This window comes from Phyllobacterium sp. OV277 (genome assembly GCF_900104355.1).
Classification (GTDB): Bacteria; Pseudomonadota; Alphaproteobacteria; order Rhizobiales; family Rhizobiaceae; genus Phyllobacterium.
The window spans coordinates 50,718-75,470 of record NZ_FNIY01000012.1 but is presented as its reverse complement, the minus strand read 5'-3'; the positions used below and the strand labels follow the sequence as shown (position 1 = coordinate 75,470).

Genomic DNA, 24,753 nt, shown 5'->3' with positions numbered 1-24,753 from the left:
TACGCATTGCGAAACTCCCGTTTCCGCGCTTCAACACTGTATGTTTCACGAAAAAATGTCAAACGAAAAAATGTAATTGACGAAACTTACGCTTAATGCGAAAAATAAATCATATTAGAAAGGAACAGCCATGAAGATGCCCACGGACAATTATTTCGCAAATGCCTTACGCCCAGCGAGCCTTAATCGCGCAGAGCATCAGATCGCTCTGGAGCGGTGCATTGGCAAAGTTCGCGAAATTTTGCCTGTGATCGGGGTACGCAATCCCAAGATTGGGATTGATAATCTCAAATGGTCCTATTGCGCACCCGGAGATTGGGTTATCAGTTTCATGTCGGGACAGCTCTGGTTGGCGCTTCAACTGACTGGTGATCCGATTTTCCTCAACGCTGCACGCGCCCGACGCCCGGCTTTCCGCGACATATTGCGCAACCGCCGATCACAAAACCATGATCTTGGATTTCAATTTTCTCTGAGCTGCGTTGCGGACTGGCGCATGACTGGTTCAGGAGAGGCGCATGATATGGCTCTGGACGCTGCACGCGGGCTTGTTTCACGCTATTGTCCACGTGGACGCTACATTCAGGCGTGGAATGCTCTCGCCAAACAGGATATGACCCGCGCAAAATTCGTTGCCGGTCGTATGATCGCCGATACCATGCAGAATCTGGCGCTCCTGTACTGGGCATGGGGTGAAACAGGAAATGCGGATTTTCGCGACGCGGCAGATGGCCATGCGGAAACGACAGCTCAGTATCTGGTTCGGCCTGATGATACGAGCTTCCATACGTTTTTATTTGATGTTGTCACCGGTGAACCAATCCGCGGCGAGACCCATCAAGGTTTCGCCAACGACTCCTGCTGGTCACGGGGTCAGGCATGGATGATCCATGGCTTTGCACAATCCGCACGCACAACAGGAAACAGCGCCTATCTGGATATTGCAAAGCGGTTGGCCATAAAGGCCGGAGCGCTGATGGGCAATGACGATGTGCCCGTCTGGGATTTTTCTGTAACGGACGCAAATGCACCTCGAGATAGTTCAGCGGCCGCGATTATGGCCGCCGGTATCTATATAATAGCCGGTCTGAGTGATGAGACCGAGTCCATTCGCTGGAAATCGCAAGCCGATCGTCTCATGAGCGGCCTATTGCGCACCTGCGATATCAGTGGAAACCCCGAAGCTGAAGGGCTTCTTGCTCACGGCGCGGCGCACGTCACAGCTGGCTATTCGGATACGATGCTTCCTTATGGCGACTACTATTTCATGGAAGCTTTGATGCGTTCGCTTGGCCATGCAGACTTCTTCTGGTAGTCGGGATAGATCGAGTTAAGACGCTTTCGCCGCCCAAGTGGGTTTGGATACCACAATATGACAGATAAAACGGAAGCTGCCGTCACACTTCAGGATATAGCGAATGCGGCCGACGTGTCGGTCGCTTCCGTCTCCAAGGTGCTGAACAATCGGCCCGGCGTGGGCGAAGAAAGCCGACGGCGCATCATCGGCATCGCAGACGAAATGGGCTATCAATCCCGTGCTTCACGCGGGCACTCTGCTGCCAAATCCAGAGACATCACAATTGTCACACCGGGAGAGTATTACTCGAACTCCCAGTTTTATGGCGACGTCATCCGAGGCGTACTCGACGAAGCAAAATCCCAAGGCGTTGAAGCCAATGTCAGGCTGATTGCTCGTGATTTACCCGAAGCTGAGTCCGATATTGCCAAAATTCTGGGAGATACAGTTACCAGCGCCATTCTGCTTGTTGGGCTCGACTATCCCGAGATTATCGAGCGTATTGTTCAAAGCGGATTTCCGACTGTCATCGTCAATGGTACTGATCGCTCGATGCGATTGAGCAGCATAACACCGGACAACAGGTCCGCCGGTTGGCTGGCCACATGCCATTTGCTTGATGCGGGACATCGCAACATTGTGCACGTTACTTTTCCGCATCGCTCATCATTGATCAGGCGCATGGACGGCTTCAGGGACGCGCTGGAGGAAGCAGGAGTCCAGTTCGACCCCGCGCGTCATGTTCTGGATCTGAACAAAGAAGGTGTCCGTGACTTTGAAGCGGCACTTGCCATAAAGCAGGCATTGAAAGCCGGGCGGCTTGCCGACACCACCGCTTTTTTCTGCAGCACCGATCTGGTCGCTCTTGGCGTCATGGAGGGCTTGAAGGAGTCTGGCTATTCAGTGCCGGGTTCTTATTCGGTCGTCGGTCTCGATGACGTGCCAATCGCACTGTACAGCCGCCCTCCCCTCACAACCATTCGAATAGACCGAATGGAACTGGGGCGGGTTGGTTTCGCCATGCTTCAGGAAAGAATTTCCAACCCATCCTTGAGCGTAAGGCACGTTGACCTTGGGGTCACTCTGATAGAGCGCCATACCGTAAGTTCGCTAATCTGACTGCCAGTACTCCGCGTGTTGTTTCAGGACTCAAGTGAAAATTAGCGACTGATGCGCAGCAACGCCTGCCAGTACGCCTGATGCAGATGCGAGCGTCGCGTTCGGCATCGGACTTGCAACATCGCCAGCGGCGTAAACACCTTTCACGGAGGTCAGCTTGAAATCATCCACCTTGATATAAGGTCCCTTGGGGCCATTTTCCAAAGCGCAGCCGAGTTGATGCGGCAGGTCACTGACTATATGCGTTTGCGGCGCGATAAACAGGGCTGAAAGCGGGACCACACGACCATCGGCCAATCGCATTGCTTCCAGAGTTGGCACCGGCCCAAGCAATTCGACCACGGGAGAGCGTTCGATGCGAACACCTCGGGCCGAAAGTGCAGCGAGCCCATCAGCGTCTGGCTCATGAAGCGCTTGTGTAAAGTAGGTTGTTGGTCCCCAATCCGATACGAGCATTGCCTGATGCACCGAGAGTGGTCCCGCAGCCAGAACACCCAAAGCCATGTCGCCATATTCGTAACCATCGCAATAGGGGCAAACGAAAACGGAGCGGCCCCAGCGCAAGTCCAAGCCGGGCACATTTGGCAATTCGTCCCGCATGCCTGTCGCCAGCACCAAACGCGCACTTTGCAAGACTTCCCCACTGTTTAACGTCACGTTGAATGCACCACCCTCAGCAGCGGCCGAAACAGCTTCACCGTTGATGAGTTTTACCGTGGGGTAGCGACCAAGTTCACTACGACCAGTAGCTACGATCTCGCGCGGGCTCTTGCCGTCCTGCCCCAGAAATCCATGCGACGCTTTCGTGAAGCGGTTACGGGGCGCTGCTGCATCAATCAGCGCAACGCTGCGCCGCGCCCGCGCCAACTGCAGGTTGCCGACAATCCGGCAAAACTACCTCCGACGACAATAACATCGAACTTCATTTATCTGCTCCACTGATATCTCTGAGCCAGCCGCATTGGAAAATGCTCGCTTCATGACCATGCTGACGCAAGATTTCCTGTGCCTCTGGGAATGACACGCTCATCCGTTTCTTGGCTCTCGTCACTTTATATGTTACGATTTAAATCAGATCAAGACCCGTAACTTCTTTTGTTCCGGATGGTATAGCTAAACACAAGGGAGTGCAGCGATTGAGACGCGACAGCCGCCTATCGAGAATGCTTCATGTGCTCATACACATGGATCGGCACACGAAACGCATGACGTCCGAGACCATCGCACAGATGCTTGGAACAAATGCCGTCGTCATTCGTCGAACGATGGCTGGCCTCAAAAAGCAGGGCTATGTCCGCTCCGAAAATGGCCATGGCGGCGGCTGGGAGTTAACGCGAGGTCTCGCCGATATCTCGCTATTGGACGTTTATGTGGCAATCGGAGCGCCACCCCTGTTTGCCATCGGCCCCTCTTCCGATCACCCGACATGTCTTGTAGAGCAAGCGGTTGACGCGGCGCTTGACGACACCTTGCGCAATGCCGAATTGCTATTACGAGATCGGCTCGCCGCAATCACTATTGCCGACCTGGCGTCAGATTTTGATCGGCGATTTGCTACACTTCGTCTGCCTGACGGGATCTGTGCGGCGAAAGCCTGACAGGAAGTTTGGATGACGAAAGTTGCATCGCGTTCGTGTCAGAGCTTCCGAAGAATTTCAGGTTGGCGGTGGTGTACTTTAGTAGATTACAATTTTCCCGTTCGGAATTTTGCCTTTATAACCGCAAGGAAAATGCCCCGTATAATAGTGGTAGGAAAGCGACGAGAAGAATCCCGGCTCAACAATGTCGGAATACTCAGCCTCTACACATAAATGAAGAATATCCCATTCGACACAATCCGAAACTGCCTTCGGCAGATTTTCCGAGGTAAGAATACCGCCAATCTTATCCTTGACCAGGGCTTCGGAAAAAGGCTTTACCGTATCGATCACATCGTTCCACAGCTCAAAGCGCTTGGGATCCGCCTTCAACACTCGAACACTCAGATTATTTGCTGCCTCCTGGGTAAAATTTTCCCATGCCGTTGAAGAGCAGCTCTTTATTGCCGCTTTCCAGGAGGCAACATATTCCACAAACTCATTGTCTTTTTGTCCAACGCTCCGGAACCACTCGACCGAGTCGAGCTTATCCAATGTTGCAATAGTTACTGAGCTAGGTTCACGCACGTCTTTACTTTCTTTGATTAATTCGCCCCGGAACTCTCGGTACAGGACTACTGTTACTCAATCCATGTGCCACGCGGTTTTGCTCGGCAACAGATGCGAGATGGTTAACATCGGAGCTTGAATAACCAGAGGATGTCAGCGCATCACGAAGAGCCGTATCGTACTGACCAACCGTCGGCTTCTTGCCATAATCGGAACCACCCTTGCGATATTTATCCCAGAACCCCTCAAGGGATTTGTGGAATTCATAGTGTGGCGTTCCAATATCCTTGAACGCATTGCCCTGCATCGCATTTGCAGCACCTGCACTATGTGGGATGACATCGCGGAATGCTGCATCCTGATTCAAGTGATTTGCCTGCTGGTTTGTACCTTTCAGATTCTTCCGCAAATCGCGATAAGAACCTGTCTGCGGAACACAGGGGACAAGGCCCAATGGGTCAACCCAAGTGCCGGGATTGGCTACATATCCTTGCAGGCGGGAGCCACCAGAAAGTCCGATTGGGTCGGGTGACAAATATTGTGCGGAATCTGGATCATAGTAACGCTGATGGTTGTAGTAGAGGCCACTTTCCGCGTCTTCCCATTGACCTTGAAAGCGGATGGGACAATCAATGTCTTCCGTTGGTTGATTGTCATTTGCCCCGGGATCATCAGGCCAGAATTGTTGCTGATCAACCTGACCCCAGGTCTGGAACTGGGCGGTCCAGACAACCTTACCACCATCTTCGCTAACAAGTTCACGGGGTGTCCCGGCGTGATCGGTCACCACAAAGTGCAGACTGTCATCCGCTCCCAGCCTTGCCAGCGGCTTGGAGGTACCAGGTTCATAAATCCAGTTTCTGGCCTTCTCCCATGCTACCGTTCCATCCGCATAGACCGGTGCTTCAGCAATCATCTGATTGCAGTCCCATTGGAATGCCGAACCAACGCGATCATGAGGCTCTCTCGTCCCATCGGATTTAAAGCGCCCCTTACTGGTGCCCTTGCCACCTTCAAGCACACGCAGCCGTCTTATCCGCCGTCCCAATGCGTCATAGCCATAGCGCCAGATTTCACCGTCCGGCGTCTCGAGTTGAACGAGCCTGTTCTGGCTTTCCCATTCATAGCGCCAGATTTTAGGCCGAAAGCCATCTTCCTCGTAGCGTTTCTCGATGACCCGTCCACGCAGATCGTAGGCATATCGGAAGTGCCCGCGTTTACGCACGCGGCCTCCAGCACCCTGTTCGACCGTCTGACCGGGGAGCGCTTCCTTCACCGATCGCGCCGGATCTTTCCCGCTCGTATAGTCTGCCACCGAAAGATTGTTGCAGGCATCATAACCGAAGCGCTCCATGAACGACGCACCTGCAAAACGGCTTTGATGGGTCGTCTGGATGATCTGGTTTCGATCGTCATGGCCATAGCGCGTCTCACCCCACCGCCCATCAACAATGCCAACAAGATTGGCTGCTGGATCCCATTGATAATGGCGGTTGACCTTGAGAGCGCCTATGATCGTATGCCGCCCCGGCAATCGTTCACGGCCGGGCATACCAGACAACTGGCCCGACACATCTTTAAATGATCCGGCGATCTGTGCCTCAAGCAAACCAGTAGATGAATAGGACTGGGCCTGGGCAAATCCAGCTCCGCTCCGGCGCAGTACCTCAAAACCGCGGGCATCTCTGGAGAATGCCACGGGGTCATGTCCGGCGATCGACAAGGATTGTACCGCACCGGTGCGATCATAAGACAGTTGGAAGCTGGCGGAATCCCCCTCACGAGCTACCCGGCTCAATACCCCTGCTGTGTATCCCGACATAACGGTTCGGCCATTCATTTCTTCTCTGGTCGCCCGCCCCAATGCATCATACTCAAACTTAATGAGGGAATCGAAGTTCTGGGCAGAAATGAGCAAACCCCGTTTGTCATAAGCGTAGTGAGTGCTGATCTTTTTACTGTCCCGAACAACGCTTACAGCCAGAAGCTCATTGCGGACGTTGTAATCATACAACGTCTCTACGCCATCAGCCGTAAATCGGGATACCGTTCGACCATCCGCATCACGCGAATAGTCTGTCGCAATCCCGCCAAACTCCTTTTCCCTCACAATGCGGCCGGCAGCGTCGATCGTAAGCTCATAGCGTTCCGACTTTGCGTTGACCACGGCGGTCATGCGACCTTCACCATCATATTCGTAACGCAGGCGGTTGCCAAAAGAGTCGGTCGTCACAAGCGGCAGATCAAAAGGCCCGAAGGAAAAATCACGCGCATTCCCGTTGGCGTCGATAAAGCGCGCTGGATTGCCTTCGCTGTCATATTCAAACTGTTCACGGCTGCCATCGGCGAGCAAAACTTCACGCAATGCACCTTTTGGATTGAGGGCATCGCGGGTGTAGTCAAACCTGGTCTGGTTACCAAGTGCGTCAGTCGCCCAAAGCAATCGACCCTCAATATCATACTGCATGGTCCGTGTATTACCCGCAGCATCCGTAACCGCGCGTGGCCGCATGAAATGATCATAAAAGACACGGCTTTGTCCGCCATTGGGCTGATCAATACGCAGCAATTCACCGCGTTCACCAACCCGCAGAGACGTGGTTTCTCCCACCTCATTGACCATCGCAATCATATTGCCACGATTGTCATAGTGGTACTCACGACTGTTACCTTCTGCATCCGATGCGGATGAGAGCAAGCCATCTGACCCGTACGACCAAGACATTGTCGCACCATCAGCATCCCTCAACGTGACCACATTGCCGATCTCGTCATATTGAAAGGTGGATTTCAGGCCCAGCGGTGTTGTGGTGGAAATAATATTGAACGATACGCCCCATTCGGTGAGCCATTCGTTCCCAAGCGGATCGATTTCTTTCCAGACAAGACCATCTTCATCATAGAAATAGACGGAGGTTGCCCCGAGGCTGTCGGTGAAGCGGGTTATCCGGTTTTTGGCATCATATGCGAAATCACCGGACATATATCCTGATGTGCTGACGATGCTGCTGACGCGGTCTTCTTTGTTCCAGACATAGCTGACATCGCTTGCCTTGCTGTCATGCCAGCGAATGATACGATCATGCTCATCATAGTAATAGCGCAGATACCCACTCTGCGCAGAGCGTACTTCCTCGAGGCATCCATGCGTGGTGTAAGACCACTCGACCATTTGCCTGGTGTCATCAGCAACGCCGGTGAAAACCGATTTCAGCAGCCAGTTCTCGGAATGAACACCAAGTTCAAACCCATCCGAATGTATGACACGAGCAAGGCCATCAGGATCGTAAGTGAACTCCACCGTGTTGCCATTGCGGTCTTCGATGCGCGACAGCCACACACGTCCGAGATTGGCTTCTGCGAAAATGTAGTAGAGCTGCTGCCTGCTGTTCCAGATTGTAAAGGACCGCCGGTCCTCGGAAAAAAGCCGCAAGTGCGGGAAGCGGACATTTTCAGCGTCGATCTGCTCATAGGGAGCATGAAAACTGATAATGACGCCTTCGGGATCGTGGAACTGGACGACACCGCCATCGACATGAAGATGTTGTGTCCAGTTGGACATCCAGCCCTTGCCAAGCAGGCCTGCGGCATTGCGCTGACATACCCGCTGAAACACGATCGGAATTGTACCGGGTAAATAAAGGTCAGTGCGCACATCGAAGAACTGGCCAGAGGCCACGTCGGCCGGACAGCCTCTGGTGGTGCAAACACCTGCCGGTTTGTTCTCGACCGGATGCGCACGGCTTTGACCCGGCTTTCGTTTGCCACTTGGCAGTGGCAGAAAGTTGAGAATGGCCAAACCCGTCCGGGTGATCCGTTTCATCCAACCGACATCGATGTCGAGCTGCTGCGGATTGGTGTCGAGATCGATTACAATCGTCTTGCAACCATCATTGATAGTACCGTCGCAGGTTGTCTTGTGACCGATATGGGCAATTGCAAGACCATTGGCAAACACGGTCATGTTGCCCTGCGCGATCTTCTGGATGCCGTGATCTTCGCACACAACCTCGTCGGTGATGCGCGCTACAGGTTTTCCCTCGAAAGAGACGTTGGGTGACCCATTGGATATAACCCCTTTATTGGTCCCATATTGTCCAGCAGCCGATGCGAAGCCGGCACCCAATCCCGCTAATGCACCCCCAACGGCAGCGGCAGCAGCGAGAACAACAAGTCCTGTGCCGAACGTGGCAACGACAAATATTCCGGCTGCCAGCCCTGCGACTGCACCGAGGACAAGTGCGCCAAGCCCCCAACTGCTCTCATGAGCAATCGGATGCTGTTTATGGGCTGGCATCTCGCCATTCTGGGCAATTTTCTGGTAGCCCATGGCATCCATCGCCCAGTTTCCGAGTTTCTCACCGGCCCAAGCACCAACCATCGCACCGGCCAAGCCCGCTGCAACCGGAACGAGCGCCGTCCCCATCGCTGTCGCGCCACCAGCCAATGTCCCTGTCGCCATTGCTCCGGTAACACCGGCATAGCCAACCATGCCCCCTGTGACGGCATAATTGAAGGCGTCGCTCTCGACAAAGTCGAGTGTTGAGTCCCACCCCTTGACTGCATCAGATCGTGCTGTGGGATCGTCGAGTGGCCCCATGTCATAAGTGGGGGTACCAGCTTGTGGCGTATTCGAATTTGGCACACTGGTATAGGAACCGTGCCTGCGACCGGCAGCGACTGCTCCTCCCGTAGCGATGTTGTTAAGGAGAGACACGTTGGCTCTTAATCCTTGCGGTCAACAAAACGAAATGTATGCACCGTAGCAACAAGCTGCTTTTTCTGCGTTTCGGACATCTTCACCGGGCTGGACGCAGTGACAACAATAGCCTTGTTACGCTGCGATATCGTGGTGATGATCTGATGCATCAGCCCCTGCTTGGCCACCCAGGTGCATTCGACCTGATGGGCCGGATTGCCGGATATCTGCACCGGAACTTTCTCGACGATAGTGAACTCGTTCAGGGCCTTGGCAGCCTTGCCAAGTTCAGCGTCCACATATTCATCAAACTGCATACCCCACGGCATTTCCTCGCGGGTAATGGTGAAGGTTAAACCAGCCTCAGAAGTGCCCGTACTTGAAATAATATTGATGGTCTGGTCTTTCCAGCCATCCGGGATTGACATGTATCCCTCGTCGAAATGAAACATCATTCCGCTTATGCTCCGCCCTTGTCTTTGTTCAGATGAATATTGCCGGCAATCTGGTCAATGATGAGTGCATCCAACGTGATAACCGAGCCTGCGTGCTTGATGATGATGTTATTTTTCGTCAGGGTTATTTCGCTGACGCCCACCTTCAGGGTGATCTGGTCATCGGCTGTATATGTGATAAGCCCAGGTCCAGCCTTGCCAGCTATTGCATTCGCCCCAATGGTATTGGCTTCGGTCTTGCGGGCCAGAGCTATCTTTTCGGAAAGATTACCCTGACCGATGGTTTTGGTTTCGTCACCTGTTTTGACGCTAACCGTCCGGTTGCCCTGTTCCAGTGTCTTGTGTTCATCACCTTGCTGAAGGGTGGTCGTCCTGTTGCCTTTTTCGACAGTGGTCGATTCATTGTCTTTGATAATCCGGCTCAGATCCTTCTGGGCATGGACAAAAATCTTCTCATTTCCATTGTCGTCATCAAACGACAGCTCATTAAAGCCCTGCCCCTTATGGGTCTGCGTCTTGAACCCGGATTTGGTTTTGGCGGCAGGAAGACCATAGGGCACTTTTTGCCGCTTGTTTGGCACCAGACCTGCTATCACCGGTCGATCCGGATCGCCATCGATATAGGTGACCATGGCTTCCATGCCGATACGCGGTATGGTTTGCGCGCCCCAGCCAACACCGGCCCAGCTCTGCATCACGCGCATCCAGCATGTATCGGACCCATCTCTTTTGGCGCGCCTGTCCCACGGGAACCAGACTTTCACCCGTCCATATTCATCGGGATGGATCTCTTCGCCAGATGGTCCTGCGATAATAGCAACCTGGGTACCGTCAATGCGCGGACGCGCTGTAGTGCGGTGCGGTGTTGCCGGAAGCCGCGCGGGAAGTGCGGTGAAACTATTGGTATAGTCCAGTGACCCATCCTGAACCGTTTCATAGGAATGATCGACCATTTGATGGATAATGGCCGTCACCACATATTCTTCAAACTGGTCGTCAGCGTGGGCGACTTCGTAGGGCTTGAACTTGCGACCGGCGGCAAGGGTTCTGACCGTCGATTCAGCCTCAATCTGCTCATGATCAGATTCCGCTGCCTGCATGCGCAATTTCACTGCCGCTTCGTTGGCAGCGCCGTCCATCGCCTTGGCCGGATATTCATATAATTCGTACTCGGTATTCTTCGGCAGCGAGACCAGCGAGGATGTCTTGCCACCTTGCGGGTCACTCGGCATTTCAAAGTTCCAGTCACCGCCGGCTCTTTTACCCGGAATGAACTGGAAGTGCTTTTCGAAGCGGGTGATATGGTTCCGGTCACTGGAGCCTGCCGCAAGCCGCACGTCCGTGTCCTGACCTTCCGTATATCCATAGGAATGGCTGGCAATGTGCAGCGTATGCTGACCCTTCTCATGCTCGAACCAGTAAAAAAGACCGTCCTGTTCAAGCCGCCGTGTCAGATAGGCGAGATCGGTTTCATTCCATTGCACCGAATAATGGATGGGAGCCGGGGGAGCAAACACCCCGCCCGTAACCGGCGCCTTGATGCCGTGTTCGGAAAGCAAGGTTTCCGCAACTTGCAAAGTCGTCTTGTCCAACCAGATGCGGCAATCGGAGCGCTGCGAGAGCAGCCATAGTTCAGGACGGATTGTCAGCCTGTATGCGCGAAGTCCGCGCGACACGGGAGGACCCTCCATCAGTCCGGTCACCAGACCGTTCCAGTACCGGCGTTCCCCATAAGCAATTTCAACGGACAGATCAGCCGTCTTGCCGACGATCTCGTCTGGTTTGACATCCAGCCGTTTAGACTTAACGACAACTTCGATTTCGAACAGGCCGTTGATCTTTTCCTGTATCTGCGACTTTTCGGGAAGAAGTACATCCTCACCCAACGGCGTAGACAACCGCAAGAGTCGATCAGCCTGCTCCAACCCTGCTTCTACGAACTGATATGCCTCTCCAGACATCGGATTGCTACCCCCGTTTAACTGGCAGGCTGGAACATAGCCGCATCTTCCCGTTGTGCCAAGCATGCGGTTGCATTTCTTTCCGCCGCCCTTGGCAATCAAAAAAGACGCCCATTCTGGAACACTAAGATGCTTTTTTCAAACCGATCAACGGTGAGGAAAATGCCAATAAAGTTTGACGGGCACTAGCTCGCAAACCGGATATAGATGTCAGAACTTCATTCTGATGATTACGGCCAAAACCGCGCTTTGGCAGACATCGACGTCGGATCATGAGTTAAGACAAGGATTGCATCGCGCTTACTGGATAATTGATAGCCCCTCAGCGTCCAATTCGGCCAACCAAAGACCGCCGCATAGTGCGTTTACACTATAGCTCCCGCTTTTGAAGTCGAGTGAACTCTTGATACAATGTGAGTTCTGACCTGCAGCGGGGATTATCCTATGAAACGCGTGTGTGCAGCCGGTTTCGGAATAATTGTGCTTTTGTCCACAATTGCGCTGGCGGACGAAAAAAAGCTTCCGGGCGATCCAGCGCAGGACATCTACGAATTGAACACGATTATCCGTGTTGATCCTGCAAATGCCCTCGCCTACGGCCACCGTGGTAATGCCTATCTGGAGATGGGAAAATATGATGAGGCGATCGCCGACTTCAATCAGGCAATCAAGCTCAACCCCAATTTAGTCATAGCTTACCACAATCGCGGGATGGCCAGCTTCCGCAAAGGCGACATGGATGCCGCACTGAAGGACTTCGACAAAGCAATAGCGTTCGATCCCAATCACGCCATCGGCTATAATAGCCGGGGCGGAGTTTATATGAAGTTGAATAATCTGGATAAAGCACTTTTAGACTTCAATCAGGCAATCAAACTCGACGGAAAATATACAGTGGCCTACAGCAATCGCGGACTGACGCGATTTAAGAAGGGTGAAGTTGATGCTGCGATTGCTGACTATGACCATGCGATTGAAATCGATCCGTCACAGTCATCCCTCTATAATGATCGAGGAGCTGCCCGATTTTATAAAGGTGAAGTTGATAAAGCTCTTGTAGATTACAATCAGTCGATCAAACTCGATCCCAAAATCGCGGAAACATATGGCAATCGAGGAACAGCCCGGATTAATAAGAAAGATTTTTCGGGTGCAATGGAAGACTTTGATATCGCAATCAAACTCAATCCAACCCTTGCGAGCGCTTATGCCGGCCGGGGTTTTGTTTTTACTGAACGCGGAGTTCTGGACAAAGCGGCTTCCGATCTAGATCAAGCAATCAAACTTGATCCGAAATCTGTTGCCGCTTACAGGCATAGAGGAACTCTCCGGATAAAACTGGGTGATTTTAACGGTGCCCTGGATGACCTCAATGAGGCAATCAAGAGCAACCCCAACGATGCGGTGCTCCACAATAACCGCTGTCTGGGTCTTTGGGAGCAAGGCAAACTGGACGATGCTTTGAAGGATTGCGATCAAGCAATCAAGATTAACCCAGAATATGCCGGTGCATACAACAATCGTGGACTGATCCATATCAAACGCGGGAAACTTGATAAGGCGATTGATGATTTCGATCTGGCAATCAAATTCGATTCACAAGATTCCAATACCTATTACAACCGGGGTGCCGCTCATAAATCAAAAGGGGATCTGAACAGGGCCTTAGCCGACTATGATCGGGCCATCAAACTCGATTCCAAAAACGTGAAGGCTTATAAAAATCGCGGAATTGTTCACATCGAAAAGAAGGATTTTACTGGCGCTATTGCCGATTACGATAATGTAATCCAACTCGAAACGACCGACTCCAACGCATATGTTGGTCGCGGGTTTGCTTATGCACAAGTCCGGAATCTAGACAGGGCGCTTTCAGATCTGGATCAGGCCGTCCAACTGAACCCACAATCTGCGGTAGCTTACAAGAACAGAGGATTTGTTCGAATTAGACTGGGTGATTTCGACGAGGCACTGATTGACCTCAACGAGGCAATTGCACTCGATCCAACGGATGGCACATCCTATTACTATCGCGGTAAGGCTGGTTTCGAAAAAGGAACCATCGACGAGGCCAAGAGAGATTATGACCAGGCCATCAAGCTCGATCCTCAGCTCGCGGACGCTTATAGGAGTCGCGGGCTGATCCGATTTAAAGGCGGCGATGTCGATGGATCAATCGACGATTATAATCAGGCCATCAAGCTCGACCCGAAGAATTCAGATTCATATGGCTTTCGTGGCGATTCTCGCCTTGTCCTGCGCGATATTGACGGCGCGATTGCCGATTATGGGCAGTTGATAGAACTTCGCCCTGATTATCAAACAGCTTACAACAACCGTGGATTCGCTTTCTTAAAGAAAGGAAATGCGGACGCTGCAATAGTGGATTTCACAAAAGCCATCAAACTTGATCCAAATTACGTGGAGGCATACAGCGGTCGTGCTCATGTTCGGCTAAGCAAGGGCGCATTCACCGACGCATTCGCTGATCTGATTGAGGTCGTCAGACTCAATCTTGGAAGCGTGCCCACAGAACTCTCGCTCGCTGCCGAAAGCATTAAGACTGACGACGCCGACCACGATATCGCTGAATTGAACGCATTGCTGGAAGCAGACCCGCAGAATGTTTCCCTCTATTTCAGGCGGGCAATTTTACAAGGCGTGAAGGGAAATCTCAACGGAGCCCTGTTTGATCTCGATGCGGCGCTCAAGATCAAACCGGAATACAAGCCCGCACTATCCTTGCGCGATCACCTTTGGGGTACAAGGAGCAACTAAAGGACCTTTGGGACGTTCGAGCAAATCTTTCATGCTTAACCGTGAGCCGGAAAATCAACCCCATCAGGATCATGATGGGGTTGTTCAATGCTGGTTCGTTCGTAAAGCTATTTGCAGTGGAACAGACCCTGTTTAAGCACAGTCGGCCTTAGTTCAAACTGAAGGAAAATACGTTTTTTACTATGGTCTCAGAGCTGCCAGGAACCAGATCCAGCGGTAATTCTCATCCGTGTTGGTTGATTTTGGCAGTTGATCGTAGGGCCAAACGACATAGAAAGGGCCACGATCCGCATCGGTCAGCACTCTGAATTCCTGATCTTTTGTACACGTGGCTGCCAGCCTGTCAGCGTCCACACAATCGACCTCAGTCGCCACGATAGGATCGAAGGATTTGATTTCCTTCGTCTCCAGCTTGGCTTCGAAGCCATCAAGTGCAACACCTGTAACGGTCGCGGCATCTGCTGAACCATACTTGGAGAGGATATCCTTCAACGGAGCGCCACGATAGCGGCGTTTCTCGCCATTGGTCCATGGAGTAACTGTTTCCAGGGTCTTGGACGGGAATGCCTTACCCAGCTCTTCAACGGTAAAGGTCGCTATAGGTTTCCCCGCTTCCTTCTCAATGGTTAATACGCTCGGCGTGTTTTGCGCGGCGTTTACCAGGGTGATACCCGAGATGAGCATGAGGGAGGTAGCAATCGGAATTGTATAATTACGCATGGACGTTCCTTTTGGTCAGTTAGAAGGAGTGATCCAAACTCCCGATAAAGGAGTGGATATCGCCAAAGCATCGTTCGCTACATGGAACTTGCGTCCTCTTTAAATGGACGATGCTTTGGCTGAAGCGCAGATGTTGATGACCTCTTCCCCAGATGATTCATTCGCCGCCAGTTATCCCGGTCTTATCCAATCTATTCAACCCCAACTTTATATATGACCCGGAGTAGACGAGAGACGTAGGTGAAACTGTCATTTCCGAATGGGCGTGGGGGCGAGAAGATTTTGCTCAATCGGTCTCAAAATGGGTACAGTTCACTTTGTACATATAATCTGTCGACCTATGCTCCCCTGATCAATTTGAGGGTGACATATGAGATTTTTCACAATGGGACTAGTCGCGCAACAGTTCGGATTTAACGCACCGGTTGAGGCTGTTCATACTGATGAACACCTCCGGTTGACTTTCATTTCGCGGGTGGGCAGGTTCCACCTTCCCGTCATGAAGGATATCGCTATGCGCTTCCATGATCTGATCCCGGTCCGCCGTCGCCAAACCAGCCTTGTTTCCCTCGCATTGATCATTGGCGCCCTTGCTTTCAGCCCGTCCGCCCAAGCGGATGATGTGCTCCCGGATGGCACCACCCCCGCCACGGAACTTTCATTGATCCCTGCCGTCGCCAAAACACGCAAGGATACTGTAGTGGGAGCGATCAGTTCGCCGCAGGGCATATTCAACCCCTATTTCTTCACCAATGGCTGGGATGAGAATGTCACCGATGTCATCTTCGGTCGGCTGATCAACTATGACAGTCATGGCAAGCTCATCGCCGAACAGGCTGACTCGTGGACTGTCAGTCCGGATGGTCTGGTATATACGTTAAAGCTTCGCCCCGATCTGGTTTTCAGCGATGGCTCGCCTCTGACAGCGGAGGACGTGGCTTTTACCCTGACTGTACTACATGATCCAACCTATGAGGGAGAGACCGATATAACCCCCGCCGCCATAGCTGGTGGAGCCGAATATAAAGCCGGAAAAGCTGATAGTATCTCTGGCCTCAAGGTGATCGACCCGCAGACGCTGCAGGTTACCGCCACACAACCGGGCGCTAAGACGCCGTATCTGATCGGTGGACCCGTGCTTTCCAAGGCGCATTACGGCAATGGCTTCGCGCGTGGCAAGCTGGATGGTATCCGTGCTTTGGGTAATAATCCGCTTGGTGCCGGTTCATATGTTTTCGACAAGTATATTCCGGGACAAGAAGTGCGGTTTCACGCCAACCCGCATTATTTCCGCGGCAAGCCTGGCGTTGAAAACTTCATCTACCGTATCACCTCGGATGCCACCAAGCTGCAGTTGTTTCAGACAGGTGAGACCGATTATGACGGCTTTTCGGTCAATCAGGACAACATTGATACGCTGAAGAGCCTCGGCTTCGCTGCTATCAATCTTTACGGCTCCAGCGACTACAGCATGATTGAATTCAACCAGAAGAAACCGGCACTGCAGGACGCCAAGGTGCGCCACGCCCTGACATATGGGCTTGATCGGCAAACACTGGTCAGCGTGGTCTATCAGGGCTACGGACAGGTCGCGACTATACCCGTCGCTCCTATTTCATGGGCCTATGATCCGTCCGGCATCGAACCCTATGCTTATGACCCGGCCAAGGCTGCTGCCCTTCTCGATGAAGCCGGATGGAAAGCTGGACCAGACGGCATCCGCACCAAGGACGGCCAGCGCCTGTCGTTGACGTTGCTGGCAACCAAATCGCTGATCAACGATGCTTTGATCCCGATTGCCAAAGAAAACTTCAAAGCGATCGGTGTCGATCTGGTGCCCGAAGTATCCGATTTCAATGCCATGCTGGCCAAGATGAAATCCGGTAATTTTGATCTGGCGACCTACCGCACGTCAGGCATCAACGACCCGCATGACGGCGTTGAAGACTTTATATCGGCGACTGGAGAAATTGGCCGCCGCGGCTATCATAATGCAGACGTCGATCGGCTTGTTGATGCGGGCAATGCCACCACGGATATCGACAAGCGCAAGGCGATCTACCATGAGCTTTACAAGGTTTTGGCTGAAGATCCGCCAGTGATTTATCTGGCCTATCGCAAGATCCTGTCTGCTGCAGATGGCCGGGTCAGCGGCTTCAACCCTGATATTTACAATGGCATAATCTCCAGCCTGCCAAACCTGAAGATCGCGCAGTAACGTCACATGGCGTGCTGCCGAACATGAAAAACTTCATTATTCGCAGGCTGTTGCTGTCGGTGCCGATGCTCCTTGGAGCCTCGGCATTGATTTTCTTTATTTTCGCCCTGACACCGGGCGATTTCATCGACGGCAACATCAATCTGACCGCCGAACGGGCGGCGGAGCTGAAGGCACTCTACGGCCTCGACCGGCCTGTTTTTGACCGGTATTTCGATTGGCTGGGGCATTTGCTGACGGGTGATCTCGGTTATTCCATGCAGTATCAGATTCCAGTTGCCAAACTTCTCAACCAATACATCTGGAATTCCTTCCTGTTGGGTGGAACGGCACTACTTCTCTACTGGTTTGTCTCGCTGCTCGCCGGAATTACCGCAGCGGTGTGGCCCTATTCCTGGTACGACCGCATTGTGACGCTGGCGATCTTTGGCGCCATGTCCTTTCCGGTCTTCTTCCTTTGCCTGCTATTGATCAAATGGTTTGCGGTTGACCTGCGCTGGCTACCGGTTGGCGGGATGATAAGCACCGGTAGCCAGACAACAGGTTTCGCGTGGGTCATGGAGGTCGCAGCACATATGGTGCTGCCGGTTCTGGTGCTGACTGCGCTGCAGGCCGGAAGCCTGACGCGCTACATCCGCGCCAGCATGCTTGAGGCTCTCTCGATGGACTTTGTACGCACCGCACGGGCCAAGGGATTGAAAGAACGAACCGTCATTTTCAAACATGCCTTGCGCAATGCGATGTTGCCGATGATCACGCTTCTGGGCTTCGAACTGCCCGGCCTGTTCTCCGGGGCCATCGTCACCGAGAAGATTTTTAATTGGCCCGGCGCCGGACACATTCAGATCGACACACTGGCAGCGCGTGACTATCCGGTGCTTATGGGCTTCACAATGGTTCTGGCCGCTATGACCATACTTGGCAATTTGCTGGCTGATATTGCCTATGCTGCCGCCGATCCTCGAATCCGGCTACGGCGAGGTTAGAATGGTTTCCTTCAATCCTTTTCGCCGAAACCGAACACGTCAGGTCGAACTGCTCGCACTGACCGGGCATCTCGGCTCGACGCGCTCACCGCTTGGTGACGCATTATGGCGGATGCGCCGCAACGCCACTGCCATGACGGCACTGGCTATACTATTGTTGATCGTTCTCATCTGTGTGGTTGGACCATTCGTCAGCCGCTGGGATCTGAACGCCACCGATGCGCTCAGCGTCAACCGTCCGCCAAGCATGAAGCATTGGCTTGGAACGGATTTCCTTGGACGCGATATCATGGCAAGATTGATGTCAGCCGGTCGTATCTCACTGACGGTTGGCCTCGCTTCGGTATTCTTGTCGGTGGTCATCGGCTACATTGCGGGCGCGGTTGCCGGTTACCTCGGGGGCCTGATCGACGCCGTGATTATGCGTGGGGCCGATCTCGTGATGACCATCCCGACGCTGCCCCTTCTCATTATCATTGGTGCCGTGCTGTCCGAGTTGAAGGTGCCACCCGATCAGCGCATCTATCTCGTCATCCTCATGCTCAGCCTGCCAAACTGGGTAACGGTGGCGCGCCTTGTGCGGTCCCAGATCCTGTCACTGCGTGAGCGTGACTTCATGATAGCGACGGAGGTTCTAGGCCTGCCATTGCACCGGCGGCTGTTCCACCATCTGCTGCCCAACACGGTACCAATCCTGATCGTGGCAGCGACCATAGGCGTTGCCAGTGCCATCCTGAATGAGGCCTATCTCAGCTATCTCGGTCTTGGCGTGGTTCCTCCAACGCCGTCCTGGGGCAATATGATGGATACCGCCAACAGCTTTGTCGACTTCCAGCGCCGACCCTGGTTGTGGATGCCGCCGGGCGTTGCAATCTTCCTGACTGTGGTTGCCATCAACATAGTGGGCGACGGGCTGCGCGATGCACTCGACCCGAAGATGAAACGGTAAGCCGAACATGCCCCCGCTTGTCGAATTCCAGAACCTGTCAACCCATTTTAAAACCGATGAGGGCATCGCCCGCGCGGTGCAGGATGTCAGCTTCAGCATTGGCGAGGGCGAAACTGTTGGCGTGGTTGGTGAATCCGGCTGCGGCAAGAGCGTGACAGCACTGTCGCTGATGGGTCTGGTCTCCCGTCCGGCCGGATATATCGCTGGCGGTCAGATCTTATATCGCGGCAAGGATCTTCTCACCCTGAAACCGGAAGCCATGCGGACGATGCGCGGCAACGAGATTGCCATGATTTTTCAGGAACCAATGAGTTCGCTCAATCCAGTCCTGACTATCGGAGAGCAGATCGTTGAACCGTTGATCGAGCATCGCAAGATGCCACCAAAAGCGGCATGGGCAGAGGCAATTGCTCTCTTGACGCGTGTCGGCATTGCTCGGCCCGAGCGGATTGTCGAAGGCTATCCGCACCAACTTTCCGGCGGCATGTTGCAGCGCGTGATGATTGCCATCGCCCTCAGCTGTAAACCAAAATTGCTGATCGCCGACGAACCAACGACAGCGCTCGATGTTACTATTCAGGCTCAAATCCTCGACCTGCTCAATCGGCTGAAACAGGATGAAGGCACAGCTCTGATGCTCATCACCCATGACCTTGGGCTGGTAGCAGAACTGGCCGACCGGGTTATCGTGATGTATGCTGGCCGGGTGGTTGAAACTGGCACGGTTCGTGACGTCCTGCGACACCCCAAGCATCCCTACACGCGCGGCCTCTTGGCCTCGCGGCCAGTCCCCGGCCAACGGTTGCGCCGTCTGGTTTCCATTCCGGGTCAAGTACCCAGTCCCGCGCGGCTCCCTGCCTATTGTGCTTTTGCCGAACGCTGCTTTGCTGCGGTCGATATCTGCCGCTCAGGCATTCCATCGCTGGGCCTAGCGGACGCACCACATCGTGCCGCATGTTTCCTGGCTCAGTCGGGGGCGATATGACAGACGTTTCCGCGTTGCTTGAAGTCGAGAACCTCAAGATCCATTTCCCGATCCGTGACGGGCTGTTCGGTCAGGTCTCAGGTCATGTCAGGGCCGTCGATGGAGTGAACATTCGTATCCGCCGCGGTACCACTTTCGGACTTGTCGGCGAATCCGGTAGTGGCAAGTCAACACTCGGTCGCGCCATGCTGGGGCTCTACAAGCCGACAACCGGCACCGTACGCTTTGATGGCAAAGACATTCAGGCTGGCGGCCGCAAGGCGCTGGCGGCACTGCGACCGAAAATGCAGCTGGTGTTCCAGGACCCTTACGGATCGCTCAATCCACGGGTGCGGGCTGGCGATGCGATCGGCGAAGCACTTCTGGCGCATGGTCTGGTTCGTAAAGCAGAGTTACGCGAGACAGTGCTGGAGGTAATGCGCATCTGCGGCCTTGCGCCCTACCAATACGCACGCTACCCGCATGAATTCTCCGGCGGTCAACGCCAGCGTATAGGTATCGCCCGAGCATTGGCATTGAAGCCCGAATTGATCATAGCCGACGAACCCGTCTCGGCGCTTGACGTTTCGATCCAGGCCCAGATCATCAATCTGTTTTCCGACCTCAAGGAGCAACAGGGACTGACCTTCCTGTTCATCTCGCACGATCTGGCTGTTGTCGAGCATCTCTGCGATGAAATCGCAGTCATGTATCTCGGCGTGATCGTTGAGACGGCGAGCCGCAACGCACTTTTCGACCATCCACGCCATCCCTATACCAAGGCCCTTCTGTCAGCCATCCCCGTGGCTGACCCAGACGCGGGCCGCAACCGTGTTGTGCTGCAAGGTGAGTTGCCAAGCCCCGCCGCACCGCCGGCCGGATGCCGCTTTCACACCCGTTGTCCATTGGCCGTCGACCGTTGCAGGATTGAGGTGCCGGAACTGCGGACGCTCGATAACGGTCATCACGTTGCCTGCCACCTCGCCTGACGTTGCAATAATTATGATCAGGTGGCGTGCATCGTCTTCAGGCTGACGAGCCAGATATCAGATCATATTGTCGCAAAGATTGTCTGACGGGCACGGCTGCTAAAATTCACTCCGGAATCCCAATAATTGAAAAAAGTATCAGTCTGGCTTTAAACGCAATGTAGCGATCATTGTGATAGAACACTAATCTGCAATCATCCTTTGTAGAAGAAGGTAGATTACAGACGTTACCCACGAATGACTGCGATTTCAGCGTTTGAGCCAAGACATTCGCTTAGGTGCCCGCGTTGATCGAAGACCGCTACTCCGATAGTCGAATAGGCTCCAATAGCCGAATTGGGTAGAACGTTACACAGCTGAAGATCTTAGCTTGACCGCGCCTGGTTCCATAACCTCGCAAGGGGGAGGAATCTGTTGTGCGGAGTAAATGCCCGTCAATGACGTGCAAACCACGCACGAAATTTGTCTCAAATCAAATACGCAAAATCGCTCTGCGATTGTTTTGTCACGTAACCCAACTGGATGAATGGAAAATTGCGAAAAGCCTTGAAACCATCCCTGATTATTGCGGCGTCGATCTGGTTTTTGGCGCAGGTGATGTATGTTTCAATTTCCGGGTTCATGACCTTTCAGGACAAGTCACACGCGTTCTCGGCAAAAGCCAATGAAATCGCCGATTGCCTCGACCGCCGCATTACCCAGAATTTTGCTTTCGTCAGATCCTTCGAGATTTTCGCTACTCTATCCGACCTGGAAGCCATGAAAATATTCGGCTCATTGGTGCAGCATACAATGAAACAATACCCACGAATCCGCACGGTGAACTTGTATGAGCTCCCAAAGGACGACAATCCCTTATATGCCAGACGGATGGCAAACTTCCCCGCGGACCAGAACGATGCGGCGATACAGACAATTCTGCCGAAAGTTGTCAACCAGCCCCATGGCACGCTCCGCGCCTTTGCAGATATCAATTTTCCCGGGCAATATATTACGACCGCGCATGCTGAGAATGCCAATTTTCACTATGCTATTGTCATGCTTGTCGATGCGGAGGAAATGATCAAGCCGCTGCTTCAGGATGGCTCTCCCAAAATGGAGTGGGATATCGGCGACACCCCCATCATTCGACTGAATGATCGACAGAACGCCCCATTCTCCTTCGAGCTTCAATCCAACAGAACAATCGTTTCAAGCGCGCCCAATATTATGCCGGATGACTCGACAAGATTTTCGGAAAAGACAGTCTTTCACCTGAGTGAAACCGTCAAACTGTATGAACTCTTCACTCTAATAGATTTGATTGTGTATTGCGGCCTCTCCACAATCGCGGTGGTAGCCAGCTATTATGCCCTGCATCAGCACCAGCTTTCGCGACGGTTGCAACGATCCGAAGACAATGCACTCAAGCGTGCCGCAAGGTTGGAAAAGGAAACCCGGTTGGAGCATGCAGCCCGTGTTAACGCGGTCGGTGAGCTTGCAGCCGGTATCATTCATGAGCTGGCCCAGCCGCTTTCCTCATTGCTCAATCAGAGTCAGGCCAGCCTCAAGACTCTCGAGGAAGGTGAAGCTATTCCCCAGACTGATTTTCTGCGGCGAACAATGACCGCTAATATTCGCGAGGCGAAGAGGGCAAGTCTGATACTTGGAAGAATCCGAGACTATATTGTCTACAAAAGCGCCTCCCCGGAAGCCACCGAACTCAACAGTTCAATCTTGGACATTGTTGAAATACTCAATCCGGAAATCAAGCGCCAAGGGGTTTCATTGATGCTTGATCTTGCTGAACCATCACCCACTGCGAGCATCAATAAAATAGAACTTGAGCAGGTTATCCATAATCTCGTCCGCAATGCAATTGACGCACTGAGCGCATCGCATCAGACAGTAAAACGCATCACAATTGAAACCCTCATCGATCAGAACAACAGTATCATCCGTATATCCGACAACGGCTCCGGTTTGAGTGAGGAGACACTTGAGCAGCTATTCCAACCTTTCTTCACGACCAAAGACAGCGGAATGGGCTTGGGACTTTCTCTGTCGCAGAGAATAGTAGAACGCGTCAATGGAGTGCTCTCGGCGTCGAACAAGAACGGCGCGGTGTTCACGGTAACACTGCCAAAATTAGACATCGCGCCTATGTTGACCTTCCCTACAACGAAGGCCGCATGAGCGCGACGAGTGTCTCGTCTTGTCGCAAGTGATCCCCAGAAGCAAATACGGAAATGACATCAACATCATCCAGTCAGGAGATTACCTCATTCTGACGTTGTCATAACATTTTGCCGTTCACTGCAATTCTTACAATTTGCGATAGGCCATAGGCTCTGCCTCAACAGACAAATCAGTTTGGACGCTGAGCGGTATACAATTGTACAAGCGGCTCAACTCTGCGGATAATGACTTATTGGTTGGCCGTCTTTCTTGCAAATTGCACCGCGTGCAATGAACGGAACCGAGAAGGTGGCATGCCCTTCAGCGTCAGAAACTGGCGATTAAAATTCGAAAGGTTATTGAAGCCAACTTCGTAGCAAATGTCCGTCACCGTCATGTGCTCCTCGCTCGTCAATAGCTGGCAAGCCAGATTAATCCTCAAGCGATTTACATAATGCACCGGAGTCATGCCTGTGTGCCGGCGAAAAGCCATCGAGAACGCACTGGCACTCTGCTCAGCAATAGCCGCGAGGCTAATTTCTTTGCCAAACGTCGTCAGATTTTCAGAGATATAGGACAGCACCTTGTTCATTGAGCTGGACATATAGCCGGAAGGATCTGGCATGTACGCATGACTTGCCAATTGCCTTCGCTCCCGAGCATTGATCAATTTGTCAATAATGCTCATAAATTGCGCAATACGGCGTGCTCCACTTGCATCGAGCAGTTCCAGGAGCAAGGGCCCAACAGCGACTCCAGTTTCAGTATCAAACAACAGGCCGCGCGGACTTTCATCCAACAATACCTTGAAAACAGATAGCTCCGGCATCAATTCTATCGTGTTTTCCATAAACTTCTGAGTAAATTGAACAACTAAATCACGCGTGTCGATAATTTGATCGTCTGGAATATTGCTTATCCAGTTGTGTGGCAAGTTCGGTCCCGTCAACACCAGGTTGCCCGGTTCAAATTCACCGATAAAATCCCCGACGAAATAGTAACCCGTTGTCTCTGTTATCAGATGGATTTCATATTGAGGATGGAAGTGCCATCTGACTGTATGATAGGGGTAGCCGTGTGACAAAGTCCTGAATGCTTCGCCGCGATTCATCTGCACGACTTCAAGATCCGGTCGCATCGACCTTCCTCCCAATCCAAAGTCTATTGATTAAAGCACATTGCCAGATAAGGCCATCAACCAAAAGACCTTTCCCGTCACAGAAGAGCTAACCTGACATCCCTCAGTGGATATCCCTGATGGCCTGATTGGCGACTGGACCAAGCGCTCAGTGTTCTGAATCATGGTTATTATGT

16 protein-coding genes and 1 pseudogene are annotated in these 24,753 nt (G+C 52.8%); 10 read left to right on the top strand and 7 right to left on the bottom strand.

What is annotated here, in order from left to right:
• Positions 1–130 precede the first annotated feature (130 nt).
• Positions 131–1,315 (top strand): glycoside hydrolase family 88 protein, encoded by a 1,185-nt coding sequence (locus BLU05_RS23685; RefSeq protein ID WP_091885773.1) that lies wholly within the window; start codon positions 131–133, stop codon positions 1,313–1,315.
• A gap of 57 nt (positions 1,316–1,372) precedes the next feature.
• On the top strand, positions 1,373–2,416 hold the full coding sequence (locus BLU05_RS23680; RefSeq protein ID WP_091885770.1) for a LacI family DNA-binding transcriptional regulator: 1,044 nt from the start codon (positions 1,373–1,375) through the stop codon (positions 2,414–2,416).
• 30 nt (positions 2,417–2,446) lie between these two features.
• Here BLU05_RS23680 and BLU05_RS23675 read toward each other — a convergent pair.
• A pseudogene (locus BLU05_RS23675) lies at positions 2,447–3,342 on the bottom strand (NAD(P)/FAD-dependent oxidoreductase).
• 210 nt (positions 3,343–3,552) lie between these two features.
• Here BLU05_RS23675 and BLU05_RS23670 point away from each other — a divergent pair.
• A complete protein-coding gene (locus BLU05_RS23670; protein WP_091885766.1) occupies positions 3,553–4,014 on the top strand; it encodes an Rrf2 family transcriptional regulator in 462 nt (153 codons plus the stop codon).
• A 78-nt stretch (positions 4,015–4,092) separates the two neighbouring features.
• On the opposite strand, the gene BLU05_RS23665 is transcribed toward BLU05_RS23670, so the two are convergent.
• From BLU05_RS23665 to tssI, 4 genes are read right to left on the bottom strand one after another with little or no spacing between them, the layout of a single operon-like run.
• Positions 4,093–4,581: a hypothetical protein gene (locus BLU05_RS23665; protein ID WP_139210513.1), complete on the bottom strand. Its 489-nt coding sequence runs from the start codon at positions 4,579–4,581 to the stop codon at positions 4,093–4,095.
• A 4-nt stretch (positions 4,582–4,585) separates the two neighbouring features.
• Positions 4,586–9,280, bottom strand: coding sequence for an RHS repeat-associated core domain-containing protein (locus BLU05_RS23660; RefSeq protein WP_139210512.1), 4,695 nt, complete (start codon positions 9,278–9,280; stop codon positions 4,586–4,588).
• A gap of 8 nt (positions 9,281–9,288) precedes the next feature.
• Positions 9,289–9,690 carry a DcrB-related protein gene (locus tag BLU05_RS23655; protein WP_175540731.1) on the bottom strand — a complete coding sequence of 134 codons (402 nt, stop codon included), beginning with the start codon at positions 9,688–9,690 and terminating at the stop codon, positions 9,289–9,291.
• A gap of 32 nt (positions 9,691–9,722) precedes the next feature.
• Positions 9,723–11,678, bottom strand: a complete 1,956-nt coding sequence (tssI, locus tag BLU05_RS23650) for a type VI secretion system Vgr family protein (RefSeq protein ID WP_091885885.1) — start codon at positions 11,676–11,678, stop codon at positions 9,723–9,725.
• A gap of 444 nt (positions 11,679–12,122) precedes the next feature.
• On the opposite strand from tssI, the gene BLU05_RS23645 reads away from it, so the two are divergent.
• On the top strand, positions 12,123–14,456 hold the full coding sequence (locus BLU05_RS23645) for a tetratricopeptide repeat protein (protein WP_091885756.1): 2,334 nt from the start codon (positions 12,123–12,125) through the stop codon (positions 14,454–14,456).
• 180 nt (positions 14,457–14,636) lie between these two features.
• Here BLU05_RS23645 and BLU05_RS23640 read toward each other — a convergent pair whose 3' ends face one another.
• A complete protein-coding gene (locus BLU05_RS23640; RefSeq protein ID WP_091885753.1) occupies positions 14,637–15,176 on the bottom strand; it encodes a putative pterin-binding protein in 540 nt (179 codons plus the stop codon).
• A gap of 514 nt (positions 15,177–15,690) precedes the next feature.
• Here BLU05_RS23640 and BLU05_RS23635 point away from each other — a divergent pair.
• The 6 genes from BLU05_RS23635 to BLU05_RS23610 all read left to right on the top strand — a co-directional run bounded on the left by BLU05_RS23635 (position 15,691) and on the right by BLU05_RS23610 (position 23,457).
• Positions 15,691–17,394 carry an ABC transporter substrate-binding protein gene (locus tag BLU05_RS23635; protein ID WP_091885883.1) on the top strand — a complete coding sequence of 568 codons (1,704 nt, stop codon included), beginning with the start codon at positions 15,691–15,693 and terminating at the stop codon, positions 17,392–17,394.
• 23 nt (positions 17,395–17,417) lie between these two features.
• Complete coding sequence (locus BLU05_RS23630) at positions 17,418–18,380, top strand: ABC transporter permease (protein WP_091885750.1); 963 nt, start codon at positions 17,418–17,420, stop codon at positions 18,378–18,380.
• Positions 18,340–19,329 (top strand): ABC transporter permease, encoded by a 990-nt coding sequence (locus BLU05_RS23625; RefSeq protein WP_210184634.1) that lies wholly within the window; start codon positions 18,340–18,342, stop codon positions 19,327–19,329. The genes BLU05_RS23630 and BLU05_RS23625 overlap by 41 nt, the downstream gene beginning before the upstream one ends.
• A gap of 7 nt (positions 19,330–19,336) precedes the next feature.
• A complete protein-coding gene (locus tag BLU05_RS23620) occupies positions 19,337–20,314 on the top strand; it encodes an ABC transporter ATP-binding protein (RefSeq protein WP_091885745.1) in 978 nt (325 codons plus the stop codon).
• Positions 20,311–21,282 carry an ABC transporter ATP-binding protein gene (locus tag BLU05_RS23615; protein WP_091885744.1) on the top strand — a complete coding sequence of 324 codons (972 nt, stop codon included), beginning with the start codon at positions 20,311–20,313 and terminating at the stop codon, positions 21,280–21,282. The genes BLU05_RS23620 and BLU05_RS23615 overlap by 4 nt, the downstream gene beginning before the upstream one ends.
• 534 nt (positions 21,283–21,816) lie before the next feature.
• Positions 21,817–23,457, top strand: a complete 1,641-nt coding sequence (locus BLU05_RS23610) for a sensor histidine kinase (protein ID WP_175540730.1) — start codon at positions 21,817–21,819, stop codon at positions 23,455–23,457.
• A 232-nt stretch (positions 23,458–23,689) separates the two neighbouring features.
• Here BLU05_RS23610 and BLU05_RS23605 read toward each other — a convergent pair whose 3' ends face one another.
• A complete protein-coding gene (locus tag BLU05_RS23605; protein WP_091885738.1) occupies positions 23,690–24,577 on the bottom strand; it encodes a helix-turn-helix domain-containing protein in 888 nt (295 codons plus the stop codon).
• Positions 24,578–24,753 lie beyond the last annotated feature (176 nt).

What these genes read in the sequence shown, in the direction of transcription:
- BLU05_RS23685 (WP_091885773.1), top strand. Translation starts at nt 131, where the DNA reads ATGAAGATGCCCACGGACAATTATTTCGCAAATGCCTTACGCCCAGCG.
- BLU05_RS23680 (WP_091885770.1), top strand. Translation starts at nt 1,373, where the DNA reads ATGACAGATAAAACGGAAGCTGCCGTCACACTTCAGGATATAGCGAAT.
- BLU05_RS23655 (WP_175540731.1), bottom strand. Translation starts at nt 9,690, where the DNA reads ATGTCAATCCCGGATGGCTGGAAAGACCAGACCATCAATATTATTTCA.
- tssI (WP_091885885.1), bottom strand. Translation starts at nt 11,678, where the DNA reads ATGTCTGGAGAGGCATATCAGTTCGTAGAAGCAGGGTTGGAGCAGGCT.
- BLU05_RS23645 (WP_091885756.1), top strand. Translation starts at nt 12,123, where the DNA reads ATGAAACGCGTGTGTGCAGCCGGTTTCGGAATAATTGTGCTTTTGTCC.
- BLU05_RS23640 (WP_091885753.1), bottom strand. Translation starts at nt 15,176, where the DNA reads ATGCGTAATTATACAATTCCGATTGCTACCTCCCTCATGCTCATCTCG.
- BLU05_RS23635 (WP_091885883.1), top strand. Translation starts at nt 15,691, where the DNA reads ATGCGCTTCCATGATCTGATCCCGGTCCGCCGTCGCCAAACCAGCCTT.
- BLU05_RS23630 (WP_091885750.1), top strand. Translation starts at nt 17,418, where the DNA reads ATGAAAAACTTCATTATTCGCAGGCTGTTGCTGTCGGTGCCGATGCTC.
- BLU05_RS23625 (WP_210184634.1), top strand. Translation starts at nt 18,340, where the DNA reads ATGCTGCCGCCGATCCTCGAATCCGGCTACGGCGAGGTTAGAATGGTT.
- BLU05_RS23620 (WP_091885745.1), top strand. Translation starts at nt 19,337, where the DNA reads ATGCCCCCGCTTGTCGAATTCCAGAACCTGTCAACCCATTTTAAAACC.
- BLU05_RS23615 (WP_091885744.1), top strand. Translation starts at nt 20,311, where the DNA reads ATGACAGACGTTTCCGCGTTGCTTGAAGTCGAGAACCTCAAGATCCAT.
- BLU05_RS23605 (WP_091885738.1), bottom strand. Translation starts at nt 24,577, where the DNA reads ATGCGACCGGATCTTGAAGTCGTGCAGATGAATCGCGGCGAAGCATTC.